Origin of the sequence: Curtobacterium sp. APC 4022 (assembly GCF_030407555.1) — a bacterium.
In the GTDB taxonomy this organism is placed as follows: domain Bacteria; phylum Actinomycetota; class Actinomycetes; order Actinomycetales; family Microbacteriaceae; genus Curtobacterium.
The window spans coordinates 1-12,571 of record NZ_JASDDD010000048.1 but is presented as its reverse complement, the minus strand read 5'-3'; the positions used below and the strand labels follow the sequence as shown (position 1 = coordinate 12,571).

12 protein-coding genes are annotated in these 12,571 nt (G+C 71.4%); 7 read left to right on the top strand and 5 right to left on the bottom strand.

What is annotated here, in order from left to right:
- Positions 1–7: 7 nt before the first annotated feature.
- Positions 8–475, bottom strand: a complete 468-nt coding sequence (locus tag QL987_RS13575) for a Fur family transcriptional regulator (RefSeq protein WP_111074892.1) — start codon at positions 473–475, stop codon at positions 8–10.
- Positions 476–637: 162 nt separating this feature from the next.
- Between QL987_RS13575 and QL987_RS13570 the strand changes: the two genes are divergently transcribed.
- On the top strand, positions 638–1,942 hold the full coding sequence (locus QL987_RS13570; protein WP_290158105.1) for an acyltransferase: 1,305 nt from the start codon (positions 638–640) through the stop codon (positions 1,940–1,942).
- A gap of 136 nt (positions 1,943–2,078) precedes the next feature.
- Complete coding sequence (locus tag QL987_RS13565) at positions 2,079–2,900, top strand: cytochrome c oxidase assembly protein (RefSeq protein WP_290158103.1); 822 nt, start codon at positions 2,079–2,081, stop codon at positions 2,898–2,900.
- An 886-nt stretch (positions 2,901–3,786) separates the two neighbouring features.
- Here QL987_RS13565 and QL987_RS13560 read toward each other — a convergent pair.
- Positions 3,787–5,433, bottom strand: a complete 1,647-nt coding sequence (locus QL987_RS13560; protein WP_290158102.1) for a DHA2 family efflux MFS transporter permease subunit — start codon at positions 5,431–5,433, stop codon at positions 3,787–3,789.
- Positions 5,430–6,056, bottom strand: coding sequence for a PadR family transcriptional regulator (locus QL987_RS13555; RefSeq protein ID WP_221851484.1), 627 nt, complete (start codon positions 6,054–6,056; stop codon positions 5,430–5,432). Before QL987_RS13555 ends, QL987_RS13560 begins: the two co-directional genes overlap by 4 nt.
- 167 nt (positions 6,057–6,223) lie before the next feature.
- Between QL987_RS13555 and purS the strand changes: the two genes are divergently transcribed.
- From purS to QL987_RS13535, 4 genes are read left to right on the top strand one after another with little or no spacing between them, the layout of a single operon-like run.
- A complete protein-coding gene (gene purS, locus QL987_RS13550) occupies positions 6,224–6,472 on the top strand; it encodes a phosphoribosylformylglycinamidine synthase subunit PurS (RefSeq protein ID WP_111074888.1) in 249 nt (82 codons plus the stop codon).
- Between the two features lie 2 nt (positions 6,473–6,474).
- The gene (gene purQ / locus QL987_RS13545; RefSeq protein WP_111074887.1) at positions 6,475–7,170 is read left to right on the top strand and encodes a phosphoribosylformylglycinamidine synthase subunit PurQ; all 696 of its coding nucleotides are present in this window, start codon (positions 6,475–6,477) and stop codon (positions 7,168–7,170) included.
- 47 nt (positions 7,171–7,217) lie between these two features.
- Entirely contained in the window at positions 7,218–9,599 is a 2,382-nt protein-coding gene (gene purL, locus QL987_RS13540; RefSeq protein ID WP_290158101.1) for a phosphoribosylformylglycinamidine synthase subunit PurL, read from the top strand.
- A 5-nt stretch (positions 9,600–9,604) separates the two neighbouring features.
- A complete protein-coding gene (locus QL987_RS13535) occupies positions 9,605–10,540 on the top strand; it encodes a 2-hydroxyacid dehydrogenase (protein ID WP_290158100.1) in 936 nt (311 codons plus the stop codon).
- 52 nt (positions 10,541–10,592) lie between these two features.
- Here QL987_RS13535 and QL987_RS13530 read toward each other — a convergent pair whose 3' ends face one another.
- Both QL987_RS13530 and QL987_RS13525 read right to left on the bottom strand, forming a co-directional pair.
- The gene (locus tag QL987_RS13530; protein ID WP_290158099.1) at positions 10,593–11,735 is read right to left on the bottom strand and encodes a beta-propeller fold lactonase family protein; all 1,143 of its coding nucleotides are present in this window, start codon (positions 11,733–11,735) and stop codon (positions 10,593–10,595) included.
- Positions 11,732–12,049, bottom strand: a complete 318-nt coding sequence (locus tag QL987_RS13525) for a chorismate mutase (RefSeq protein WP_111074883.1) — start codon at positions 12,047–12,049, stop codon at positions 11,732–11,734. The genes QL987_RS13530 and QL987_RS13525 overlap by 4 nt, the downstream gene beginning before the upstream one ends.
- 78 nt (positions 12,050–12,127) lie before the next feature.
- On the opposite strand from QL987_RS13525, the gene QL987_RS13520 reads away from it, so the two are divergent.
- Entirely contained in the window at positions 12,128–12,532 is a 405-nt protein-coding gene (locus QL987_RS13520) for a DUF1304 domain-containing protein (RefSeq protein WP_181439244.1), read from the top strand.
- Positions 12,533–12,571 lie beyond the last annotated feature (39 nt).

The following is a 12,571-nucleotide window of genomic DNA, read 5'->3' as shown; positions in this document are numbered from 1 at the left end:
GGTTCGGTCAGGATGGCTCGGGTCGGTTCGCAGCCACGGCATCGGTGTCGATGCCGCTCTGCTCGGCTGCCGCACACTGCTCGCAGATCCCCCAGTAGGTGACCTCAGCGGTGGTGACGGCGAAGCCGTGGGTCTCGGACGGCGTCAGGCACGGCGCGTGTCCGACGGCGCAGTCCACGTCACCGATCGCACCGCACATGGTGCAGACGATGTGGTGGTGGTTGTCGCCCGTCCGCCGTTCGTAGCGGGCGGGGCTGCCCGCCGGTTCGATCCGGCGCACGAGTCCGGCGCCGGTCAGGGCGCCGAGGACGCCGTAGACCGCCTGGTGACTGGTGGTCGGGAGTTCGGCGGCGAGCGCCGTGACCAGGTCGTCGGCGGTGGTGTGCGGTCGGGTCTCGATGGCCCGGAGGGCGGCGAGACGCGGCGCGGTGACGCGGAGGCCGGCTCCGCGGAGCAGTTCGGTGTCGTCGACCATGCGGAGCCCTTCTCTTGCAGGATTCAAGACAACGCCCACTGTACACGGCTGAGGCGGTCCTGCGGGCGACACATGCGCCTCCTGGAATGCAATGTGTCACGATCGTGTCGCGATCGGCTGGACCCTGCCTGGGAGGGGTGGAACGACCGGTAGCGTCCTGCCATGTCCATGCAGCAGGCCGACGCGTCGGCGAACACCGCTCAGGACGTCCGGGGGGCCATCGCGCAGCGAGACCTGGTCGTCGACCTCATCCGGACGGCCTGCGTCGTCCTCGTCGTCGTCGTGCACGTCACGATGGTCGGCGTCGGCTCCGACGCCGCGGGCCTCCGGGTGACGAGCCCGCTGCAGGAACTGCCCTGGTACGTGGCGGCGACCTGGATCGGCCAGGTCATGCCCCTCTTCTTCGTCGTCGGCGGCTTCGCGAGCGCGGTCGGTTGGCGCAGCACCGTCGCCCGGGGCGGCGGTGCGCGGGACTGGGTCGCGACCCGGCTCGTGCGGCTGTACCGGCCGGCGGTACCGCTGTTCGCGGTGCTCGCGATCGGGCTCGGCATCGCAACCGTCCTCGGGACACCGGCGGACCTGCTGAGCGAGCTGGCGTTCGGGATCGGGTCGCCGCTCTGGTTCCTCGCCGCCTACGGAATCACGCAGTGCTGCGTGCCGCTGATGGCCCGGCTGCACGCCACCGCCCCGTGGAGCACCCTGGCGGTGCTGCTCCTGCTGGCCACGGTGGTCGACGCGGTCCGCCTCGGCACCGGGGTCGCCGAGGTCGGGCTGCTCAACCTCGGCCCGGTGTGGCTGTTCGCGCAGCAGCTCGGGTTCCTCTGGGCCGACGGCTGGTTCGCCCGACGCTCGAAGCTCCTGCTGGCGGGGATCGCGGTCCTCGCCTACGCCGCCCTCGTGCCGATCACCTCGGTCGGGCTCTGGGCGCCGGACATGCTGCAGGACCTGAACCCGCCGATGCTCCCGCTGGCACTGCTCGCGGTCGGGCAGGCCTGCCTGGTCCAGCTCGTGCACGCTCCCCTGACGCGGCTGATGCACACCCGCCCCGCGCGGGCCGTCGTGTTCCTGCTCGGCCGCGACGGCATGACGATCTACCTGTGGCACCTGCCGCTCTTCATCCTGCTCAACGGCATCGGGCTGCTCGTCGGGCTGCCGTTCCCCGACCCGGGCTCGCGGACCTGGTGGGCCACTCGGGTGGTCGCGGTGGTCGTCCTGCTCGCCGCAACGCTCGGCGTCGCCCGGACCGTCCGGCGCTTCGACCGCCCGCTCCCCCGCCTCGTTCCCGGCGCGGACCGCCCGGCGTGGCCGATCCTCGCGGTCGCGGCCCTCTGCACCATCGGCCCGGCGTTCGCCGTGATGCAGCTGCACCTCTCGTTCCCGCTCGCGCTCCTCGGAGCGGTCGCCATCCCGGTCGGCACGGGGTTGCTGAGCAAGACGGTCGCGGCCCGGGGCGTGCGGACCATGTAGGGATACTCATCTGGCGGAGCCGGGTCGGGCCTCCCGTCCGGAGGAAGATGTCTCCCGCAGCGCGACCACCGGGAGGCACCCCACGCCGTCACCCTCCGAGTTCTGGAGTACCTGGCACGTCGACCCCCTGGCGGCGGTGCTCCTCGTCGTCGCGGCCGTCGCGTACGGCGTCGGCCTGGTCGCCGCACGCCGCCGCGGCGCCCGCTGGCCGTGGTGGCGGACCCTGGCGTTCGTCGCCGCGCTCGCCCTGTTCGCCGTCGTGCAGTTCGGGATCGTCGGCCAGTACGACCGCCAGCTGCGATGGGCCTTCGTCCTGCGGATCGCCGTCCTCTTCTTCGCGGTCCCCACCTTCGCCGCGCTGTCCGGCCCGTTCGCGTTGCTGCGGACGGGAGGCCCGACCCACCTCGCCGAATCCGCCGACGCCGTCCTGCGGTCGCGCCCGGCACGGTTCCTCGGCAACGCGATCGTCTCGCCGCTGGTCGCCCTCGCGCTGTTCTGCGTGATGCTCACCCCGCTGGCGGCCGTGCTCCGGCAGTCCCTGGTCAGCAGTGTGGGGATCACCGTCCTGGTGCCCGTCCTCGGCTTCGGCCTGCTCGCGCCGCTGTCCGAGGTCGGGGTGCTCCGCTCCTCTGCCTTCGCCACCGCCGAGTTCCTGCTGGCGTTCGTGGAGCTCGTGCTCGACGCGGTGCCGGCGGTCGTGATGCGCGTCAGCGACCACGTGCTGGACGGAGCCGGGAGGGTGGCCTTGCACGTGCCGTGGGCGCCGTCGCCGCTGCGCGACCAGCACCTGGCGGGCGACCTGCTGTGGTTCATCGCGGAGGTGGCGGACGTCCCCGTGCTCATCGCCCTCTTCATCCGGTGGCAGCGCTCCGACCGCCGCGAGGCCCGCGAGGTCGATGACCTGACGGACGAGCAGATGGACGCGCTGACGCGGGAGCACCTGCAGCGTCGGCCCTGAGGGCGGGGCGCGCTGCGCCGCGGCGGGCCGGAGGTTCGGCGAGGGCGAGCGGGCGCGCGCGCCGCGGGCGGGCGCGCCGCGGGCCGGAGGTCCGGCCGGTCGGCGCGAGCGGGCGGAACACCAGGGTCTGCGCACTTCGAGCCGCGCAGATCTGCCCGATCGATCTGCACCGGGCGTCCGCTGCGCGCGAGCGGGCGGAATCGCCCCGCCTGACGGCCACGCGGAGCGCAGATCCGCCCGCTCGCCGATGCGCGCCAGCTCGGCGGCTGCCCCCACCGGCGAGCGGGCGGAACACCAGGGCACTGCCCGGTCTGGAGTCGCGCTTCCGCCCGCTCACCGACACACGCCCGTCCCGCCGCTGCCCCGACCCGCGAGCGGGCGGAACACCAGGACGCTGCCCGGCGTGGAGGCGCGCTTCCGCCCACTCACCGACACACGGCCTTCCCGCCAGCGCTGCCCCGACCGCCAAGCGGGCGGAAGCCCGGGTTCCGCGAGCACAGGCGGCGCGGAACCGCCCGCTCGACGTGGGGCGGGCCTCCCGAGCTGGTCAGAAAGTGCGCGTGACGGGGTGAGCGGGCGGAATCGCCTGAGGCGGGCGACCCGGGAGGCGCGTTCCCGCCCGCTCGCTGGCCTCCGCCCGCCTCGGCGACGGTCCACGGGCCGCGCACCCCCGCGGGTGGGCGGAATCCCCCGGTGCCGCAGACGCCAGCGGCGCACTTCCGCCCGCTCGGCAACCGCGCCGGCTGGCCCGACCCCAGGCACCCAGCCACCGGGGCACCGAGACGCCCGGGGACCAGGACCGGGACCGGACGCCAGACACCCCGACACGACGGAACCCCGGCCCCTCGAGGAGGGACCGGGGTTCCGGTGGTGCGGGACGCTCGGACTACGCCTCGACGTGCTTGCCCGGGTGCTGCCCGGCGGCGCGCTCGTCCGCGGCGGTCGCGGGTGCGGCGGCCGCGGCGTGGGCACCGACGTGGTCCCGCTCGCCGTCGGCCGGAGCCGCGTCGGCGGACCCGTCGGGCTGCGTGGCGACCGAACCGGTCTGCTTCCAGGCGACGGTCTGCTTCGGCTTCGCCAGGAACAGCGCGGCCACGATCGCGGCGATGAGCACGACGGCTGGCAGGACGAGGGACTGGCCCATGGCCCGCGAGAACGGCTCGAGCAGGAACCCGGGCAGCGACCCGGTCTGCTCGGCACCAGCGCCGGAACCGCCGGACTGCTGCGGGAACTCGGCGGTGATGCGGGCCTCCATCAGGGCGGCGATGCCGGCGGAACCGAGCACTGCACCGATCTGACGGGTGGTGTTGTAGACGCCCGAGCCGGCACCGGCCAGACGCGGCGGCAGGTTGCGCGTGGCGGAGACGGACAGCGGTCCCCACATGCAGGCGTTGGCGAGGCCGAGCAGGGCGCTCGGCAGGAGCACCCATCCCCAGTCGGCGTTGGCTGCGATCAGCGCACCGAACCAGAACAGGCCACCGGAGAAGCAGGCGAGGCCGAAGGAGGCCACCCAGCGCGGGTTCCAGACGTTGAGCTTCTTGCCGACGAACGGCGCGAGGCCGGCCGAGATGACCGCCTGCGGCACGAGCAGCAGTGCGGCCTGGGTCGGCGAGAAGCGCAGGACGTCCTGCGCCCAGAGCATGATCGGCAGCGCGAAGGACGAGATGGCGACGCCGACCGCGGTGATCGCGATGTTCGCCAGGGTGAAGTTGCGGTCCTTGAACAGGCCGAGGGGCAGCAGCGGCTCACCCTTCTGCACGCCCTGCCAGACGACGAACGCGACGAGCACGACGATGCCGGCGATGATCAGCGACCAGACCGAGATCGGGCCGGTGATGGTGCCCCAGTCGTAGGTCTCGCCCTCCTGGATGCCGAAGACGAGCAGGAACAGACCGACGGCGGAGAGCACGATGCCGAGGTAGTCGAAGCGGTGACCGTGGCGTTCGAAGGACGGGACGAACTTCTGCGCGAGGACGAACGCGACGACGCCGACGGGGACGTTGACGAAGAAGATCCACTCCCAGCCGAAGCCGTCGACGAGCAGGCCGCCGACGATCGGGCCGACGAGGGAAGCCACACCGGCGACCGCACCCCAGAGGCCCATGGCCGCGCCGCGGTTCTGCGGCGGGAAGATCCGCGTGATGACGGACATCGTCTGGGGGGTCATCATCGCGGCGCCGAGGCCCTGCACGACGCGGGCGAGGATCAGCATCTCGATCGACCCGGCGAGACCACACCAGAGGCTGGCGAGGGTGAAGACGACGAGCCCGACCTGGTAGAGCACCTTCGGGCCGAAGCGGTCACCGAGACGACCGGTGATGAGCAGGGGCACCGCGTACGCCAGCAGGTAGGCGCTGGTCACCCAGATGACGGCGTTGATGTCGGCGTCGAGCGCCTTCGCGATGGTCGGCGTCGCGACCGAGACGATCGTCGAGTCGACGAGGATCATGAAGAAGCCGACGACGAGTGCCCAGAGCGCTGGCCACGGCTTCTTGCCGTGCTCCAGGTCGGCGGCGGTTGATGCGGATGTCATCGAGTGGTGTCCTTGCTGTTGCTGTTCATCGTGTTGTCTGCGGGGGCGTGTGGTCCGGGACCCGGACCGCCCCAGGGGACGTCGCCACGCTCGATGCGTGCGACGGTGGCGTGCAACCACTCGATCTGCGCGGCGAGCATGGCACGGACGTACGACACGTCCAGCCAGTACCGCTCGGGCAGGTCCTTGGCCAGGACGACGTCGAGGATCTCGTCCGTCTCGGCCTGCTTGCGCTCGAGGGCGGAGGCACGTGCGGACAGGGCGGAGACCGCCTCGTCGCGCGCGATGTTCTCGATCTCGGCGACGGCCAGGTGGAAGACCGGGTACTCGTCCGCGGGCTCGGTGAGCAGGTGGAGCAGACCGTCGTGGAGGACCGTCCTGCCCTGGTCCGTGATGGCGTACGTCGTGCGCTCGGGCCGGTTCCCCTCGCGCTCGGTGCCCACTGCCTGGGCGTGCCCGAGCTCGACGAGTCGTCCGACCTGGTGGTAGAGCGTGCCGGGCCGGACCTTGACGTTCCGGGCGTCCCGTCGGTGCACCATCGTCTGGAACATCTCGTAGGGGTGGGTGGGCCCCTCGTTCAGGAGCCCGAGTGCCGCGTAGGCGAGAGGCGTCAGTTCCGACACCGTGCCTCCCGGGGGTGTGTGGACGAGCGAGTGGACCGAACGATCGAAGCCGAATGTTCGACTTGGAATAGTACGTTGTGGAACAGTTCTCCACAAGCGCCCGACGCGCCGTGCGCTGGACCTAGACTGGACACGTCCCCACCCGACCCCTGTGCTGGAGTGAACACGTGCCAACGATCGTCGTCGAGGTCATGCCGAAGGCCGAGATCCTCGACCCCCAGGGCAAGGCCGTGGGCAACGCCCTGGCCCGCCTCGGCAAGAACGACCTGACCAACGTCCGCATCGGCAAGCGATTCGAGGTGTCCGTCGACGGTCCCGTCGACGACGCCACGCTCGCCGAAGTCCGCGAGATCGCGGTCGACGTCTTCTCGAACGCCGTCATCGAGGACGTCGTCTCCGTGAGCGTCGTCGAGTGACGATGCGCATCGGGGTCATCACCTTCCCCGGGTCGCTCGACGACCGCGACGCCCAGCGCGCCGTGCGTCTCGCCGGGGCGGAGCCGGTCGCGCTCTGGCACGGTGACCACGACCTCCAGGGTGTCGACGCGATCGTCCTGCCGGGCGGGTTCTCGTACGGGGACTACCTCCGTGCCGGTGCCATCGCCGCCAAGGCACCGATCATGGCCGAGGTCATCGACGTCGCCGGCAAGGGCATGCCCGTGCTCGGCATCTGCAACGGCTTCCAGATGCTCGCCGAGGCCCGTCTGGTCCCCGGCGCGCACACGCGGAACGCCCACCAGCAGTTCATCCGCCGCGACCAGGTGCTCCGCGTCGAGAACGCCGACACCGCCTGGACCTCGGGCTTCGACGCGCAGCAGGAGATCACCATCCCGCTGAAGAACGCCGACGGCCGGTTCGTCGCCGATGCGGACGAGATCAAGCGCATCGAGGACAACGGTCAGGTCGTCTTCCGCTACGTCGGCGTCAACCCGAACGGGTCGATCGACGACATCGCCGGTGTCTCGAACGAGCGCGGCAACGTCGTCGGCCTGATGCCGCACCCCGAGCACGCGACGGAACCCGGGTTCGGCCCGGACACCCGCGCGGCCATGGCCTCCGGTACGGACGGCCTCACCTTCTTCACCTCCGTGATCGAGCGCGCGCTCGTCAAGTGACCGCGACTCCAGCGCCCGCGACTCCAGTGACAGGGAACGACAACACCGTGACCACGCCCGTCCGCCCGAAGCCCGACACCGTCCAGGACGCCGCCGAGACGCCCGACAAGGAACAGCCCTACGCGGCACTCGGGCTGAAGGCCGACGAGTACGCGAAGATCCGCGAGATCCTCGGTCGCCGCCCCACCTCGGGTGAGCTCGCCATGTACTCGGTCATGTGGTCCGAGCACTGCTCCTACAAGTCGAGCAAGAACTACCTCCGGCAGTTCGGCAAGAAGGTCACGCCGGAGATGACCAAGAACCTGATGGTCGGCATGGGCGAGAACGCCGGCGTCGTCGACGTCGGCGACGGCTGGGCGGTGACCTTCAAGGTCGAGTCGCACAACCACCCGTCCTACGTCGAGCCGTACCAGGGCGCGGCCACCGGTGTCGGCGGCATCGTCCGCGACATCATCTCGATGGGTGCCCGTCCGGTCGCGGTGATGGACCAGCTCCGCTTCGGCGCGATCGACCACGAGGACACCGCACGCGTCGTGCACGGCGTGGTCGGCGGCATCTCGTTCTACGGCAACTGCCTGGGCCTGCCGAACATCGGCGGCGAGACCTACTTCGACCCGGTGTACCAGGGCAACCCGCTGGTGAACGCCCTGGCGGTCGGCGTCCTGCGTCACGAGGACCTGCACCTGGCGAACGCCTCCGGTGCGGGCAACAAGGTCGTGCTCTTCGGTGCCCGCACGGGTGGCGACGGCATCGGCGGTGCCTCGATCCTGGCGTCCGACACCTTCACCGAGGGCGGCCCGACCAAGCGTCCTGCTGTCCAGGTGGGCGACCCCTTCGCCGAGAAGGTCCTCATCGAGTGCTGCCTCGAGCTGTTCCAGAAGGAGCTCGTCGAGGGCATCCAGGACCTCGGCGCTGCGGGCATCTCCTGCGCGACGAGCGAGCTCGCGAGCAACGGCGACGGCGGGATGCACATCTCCCTCGACGACGTCCTGCTCCGCGACCCGTCGCTCACGGCAGAGGAGATCCTCATGTCGGAGAGCCAGGAGCGCATGATGGCGGTCGTCCGGCCCGACAAGCTCGACGCCTTCCTCGAGGTCGTCGGCAAGTGGGAGGTCGAGACCAGCGTCCTCGGCGAGGTCACCGGCACCGGTCGTCTCGTCATCGACTGGCAGGGCCAGGAGATCGTCAACGTCGACCCGCGCACCGTCGCCGTCGACGGACCCGTCTACGACCGCCCGGTCGCCTACCCGACCTGGATCGATGCGCTGCAGGCCGACGGCGCCGAGTCGCTCGACCGTCCGGAGACCGGCCCGGCCCTCAAGGCGCAGTTCCTGCAGCTGCTCGGGTCGCCGAACCTCTCCGACAAGCGCTGGGTCACGAACCAGTACGACACGTACGTCCTCGGCAACACCGCGCTGTCCTTCCCCGACGACGGCGGCATGATCCGCGTCGACGAGGAGACCGGCCTCGGCGTCGCGATCGCCACGGACGCCAACGGCCGCTACTGCCAGCTCGACCCGAAGCAGGGCGCCCGACTGGCCCTGGCCGAGGCGTACCGGAACGTCGCCGTCACCGGTGCCGTCCCCGCGGCGGTCACCGACTGCCTGAACTTCGGCTCGCCGGAGAACCCCGAGGTCATGTGGCAGTTCTCCGAGGCCGTCGAAGGCCTGGCGGACGGTTGCATGGAACTCGGCATCCCGGTCACCGGCGGCAACGTGTCGTTCTACAACCAGACCGGTGACACCCCGATCCACCCGACGCCCGTCGTCGGTGTCCTCGGGGTGATCGACGACGTCGCCAAGCGCATCCCCTCGGGCTGGCAGGACGACGGCCACAACATCTACCTGCTCGGCACCACCAGCCTCGAGCTCGACGGTTCGGCCTGGGCCGGCACCGTGCACGACCACCTCGGTGGACGTCCGCCGATGGTGGACCTCGGGCGCGAGAAGGCGCTGGCGGAGCTCATCGCCGCCGCGGCCGACGAGCAGCTGCTGACCAGCGCGCACGACCTGGCGGACGGCGGCCTCGGCCAGACCCTCGCCGAGTCGGTGCTCCGCTTCGGGCTCGGCGCCCGCGTCGTGCTCGACGAACTCGAGTCCCGCGACGGCGTCGACACCGCGACCGCGCTGTTCTCCGAGTCGACGGGCCGCGTCATCGTGACCGTCCGGCGCGAGGACGACGTGCGATTCCAGGGCCTCTGCACGGGTCGGGGCTACCCGGTGCTGCGCATCGGTGTGACCGACGCCACGTCGGGCTCGCTCGAGGTCCAGGGTGCGTTCGAGGCGACGATCGACGAGCTCCGCGGTGCACACGGCGCGACCCTGCCGTCGTACTTCGGCGACGTCATCAAGGAGAACGTCACCGAGGGCTACGTCGGTCGCGGGCCGCTCGACGACCACGGCTCCTTCTCTCCGCGCACGGACTCCTGACCCCGGTGCCGATCGTCACGCTGCCCCTGCCGGAACTGGTCGACGGCTTCGGCCCGGTGCCGGACGGCATCGAGCTCGACGTCTGGGACGTCGAGGGTCCGTACGCCCGGGCTGACCAGGTCGCCATCGCGTTCCTGCCGTTCTACTTCGGTGGACGGCACCGGTGGCAGTTCGTGCACGACCTGCCGAACCTCGAGCTGCTGCAGCTGCCGAGTGCCGGGTACGAGTGGGCGACCCCGCACGTTCCCGGTCATGCCCGGCTGGCGAACGGCCGCGGTATCCACGACGACGAGACCGCCGAGTTGGCCGTCGGGTTGGCGCTGACCTCGCTGCGTGAGATCGCCGCGTTCCAGTTCGACCGCGCCGAACAGCGGTGGGACGCCCGCGAGACCCGATCGTTGGCCGACCGCCGGGTGACCGTCGTCGGCTACGGCGCGATCGGCTCGGCCATCGCGACGCGCTTCGAGGCGTTCCGCACCCACGTCACCGTCGTCGCCCGGACCGCTCGTGAGCAGGACGGTCGGCAGGTGCATGCGTTCGGCGAGCTGCCGGAACTCGCCCGCACGACGGACGTCCTCGTGCTCATCGCGCCACTCACCGACGAGACCGAGGGACTCGTGGACGCGGACCTCCTCGCCGCACTGCCCGACGGCGCGCTCGTGGTGAACGTCGCGCGCGGCAAGGTCGTCGACACGGATGCTCTGGTGGCGGAACTCCGCTCGGGCCGGATCTCGGCGGCGCTCGACGTCACCGATCCGGAACCCCTGCCCGCCGACCACGCGCTCTGGACGACACCGAACACCGTGCTGACGCCGCACGTCGGCGGCAACACGGATCTGAGCATCCCGCGGTCGCTCGACCTGATCCGGCGTCAGGTCGCAGCACTGGCAGAGGGCCGGGCCTTCGAGAACGTCATCGACCTGCCGGTCGAACAGGCCTGACCTGGCGGTCGGGCAGACCTGCCGGTCGAGCAGGCCTGACCACGCAGACCGGCTACCCCAGCGGGATGATGCAGGCCGGGCTGCCGACCGCGATCTGCCCGACCGCCTCCCCCGGCACGCCGTCGTCCCCGACCGGCAGCACCGCCACGGCGTCCGACATCTGGTTCGCGACGAGCAGGTAGCCGGGCACCCGGGCGAAGTGGCGCGGCCACACCCCGCCGGCCGAGGCCGCCCCGACCACGTGGAGCCCGTCGTCCGCGGTGTCGAGCACCACGATCTGGTCGCGGCCACGGACGGCGACCGTGACCAGGCCGCGCTCGTCGACCTCGATGTGGCTGAGGAGCGAGGGCACATCGGGGCCGTTCAGGACGGAGGTGGCGCAGACCTCCCGGAACGACCCGGACTCGTCGCGACGGAGGCGGTACACCCGTCCGTCGAGTTCGCCCGCGACGATCAGGTCCCGGTCGACCCAGGCCATGTGCCGCGGTCCGGCGCCCGGGGTGACGTGGTGCACACGCAGCGGTTCTATCGAGACCGAGCCGGCGTCGGCGCTGATCCGGAACTCGTGCAGGGCGTCCCCACCGAGGTCGGCGACCAGCACGGTGCCGTCCGGTGTGGCGATCGACTGGTGGGCGTGCGGGCCTTCCTGTCGGTCTTCGTCGGGGCCGGTGGCGTCGGGCAGGACCTCGGTCGCGAGGGCAGCGTCGGGCAGCACGGCGGACACACCGGCGCCCTGCCCCGCGACGCCGTGCACCGCAGCAGTCGCGCCGGCCTCAACGCCAGCCCCAGCGCCTGGCCCAGCGCCCTGCACCCCACCCGCAGCCGCACCCGCAGACGACGCCGCGTACGCCTCCGCAGCCTGCAGCGACACCGCGGTCACCGTCCCGGAGACGTAGTTCGTGACGACGAGCGCCCCCGAGGGGTCGACCCGCACGTGGCAGGGTGCGTCCCCACCGGCGGGGGCGTCCCACAGGTGCTCGAGCGCGGACCCGGACCGGCGGAACGCGTGGACCCCGCCGTCGATCGTCTCGGAGACGGCGTAGACCCGGTCCCCGTCGACCGCCAGGAACGACGGGTCGTCGAGCACCGCGACGGTCGACACCACGTCACCGTCGAGGATCGAGATGCCGGTCGCGTTGCCACCCCCGGTCGGCGTGTACGAGCCGATCAGCAGGTGCAGCGGCGGCAGGGTCACAGTTCACCGACGGCGATGCGCTCGTGGTGGTGGATGACCTCCGCGACGATGAAGTTGAGGAACTTCTCGGCGAACGCGGGGTCGAGGTGCGACTCTTCCGCCAGGGCGCGGAGCCGGGCGACCTGGGTCTGCTCGCGCGAGGGATCCGCAGCCGGCATGCCCGCTGCGGCCTTGAGGTACCCGACCCGCTGCGTGTACTTGAACCGTTCGGCGAGCATGTGGATCACGGCAGCGTCGATGTTGTCGATGCTCTGCCGGATGCCCTGCAGCTCGGCCACGGCGTCGTCATCGGTCGTCCCTCGGGCCTCGTTCATGGTCAGAGCCTACTGATCGAGGGGGTCGCGGACGAGATGTGACCGCACGATCGTCCCGATGCTGGGAGGATGGTCATCATGACGGTTCTGCTGGCGATCTCCGGTGTCTTCGCGGTCCTGGCGGGCCTGGTGCACGCGTACATCTTCTTCCTCGAGTCGGTGGCGTGGACGAGCCCCCGGGTTCGACGCATCTTCAACATCTCGAGTGAGGCCGAGGCGCAGGCGACCCGCTCGCTCGCCTTCAACCAGGGCTTCTACAACCTGTTCCTGGCCATCGGCGCGATCCTCGGCGTCGTGATGGTGCTCGCCGGCAACGGTGCGACCGGCTGGACGCTCGTCGTCTTCTCGTGCGCGAGCATGCTCGGTGCCGCCGTCGTCCTCGTCGGCACCGGCCGCAAGTACCTGCGGTCCGCGTCGATGCAGGGCGCCTTCCCGCTGCTCGCGCTCCTGTTCGCGTTCGTGGGCTCGCTCGCCGGGTCCTGAGCCGCGCCTCCCGTCCGGCACGCGACGCGCCCGGCCTGG

What these genes read in the sequence shown, in the direction of transcription:
- QL987_RS13570 (WP_290158105.1), top strand. Translation starts at nt 638, where the DNA reads ATGTCCATGCAGCAGGCCGACGCGTCGGCGAACACCGCTCAGGACGTC.
- QL987_RS13520 (WP_181439244.1), top strand. Translation starts at nt 12,128, where the DNA reads ATGACGGTTCTGCTGGCGATCTCCGGTGTCTTCGCGGTCCTGGCGGGC.
- QL987_RS13575 (WP_111074892.1), bottom strand. Translation starts at nt 475, where the DNA reads ATGGTCGACGACACCGAACTGCTCCGCGGAGCCGGCCTCCGCGTCACC.
- QL987_RS13525 (WP_111074883.1), bottom strand. Translation starts at nt 12,049, where the DNA reads ATGAACGAGGCCCGAGGGACGACCGATGACGACGCCGTGGCCGAGCTG.
- QL987_RS13560 (WP_290158102.1), bottom strand. Translation starts at nt 5,433, where the DNA reads ATGACATCCGCATCAACCGCCGCCGACCTGGAGCACGGCAAGAAGCCG.
- purQ (WP_111074887.1), top strand. Translation starts at nt 6,475, where the DNA reads ATGCGCATCGGGGTCATCACCTTCCCCGGGTCGCTCGACGACCGCGAC.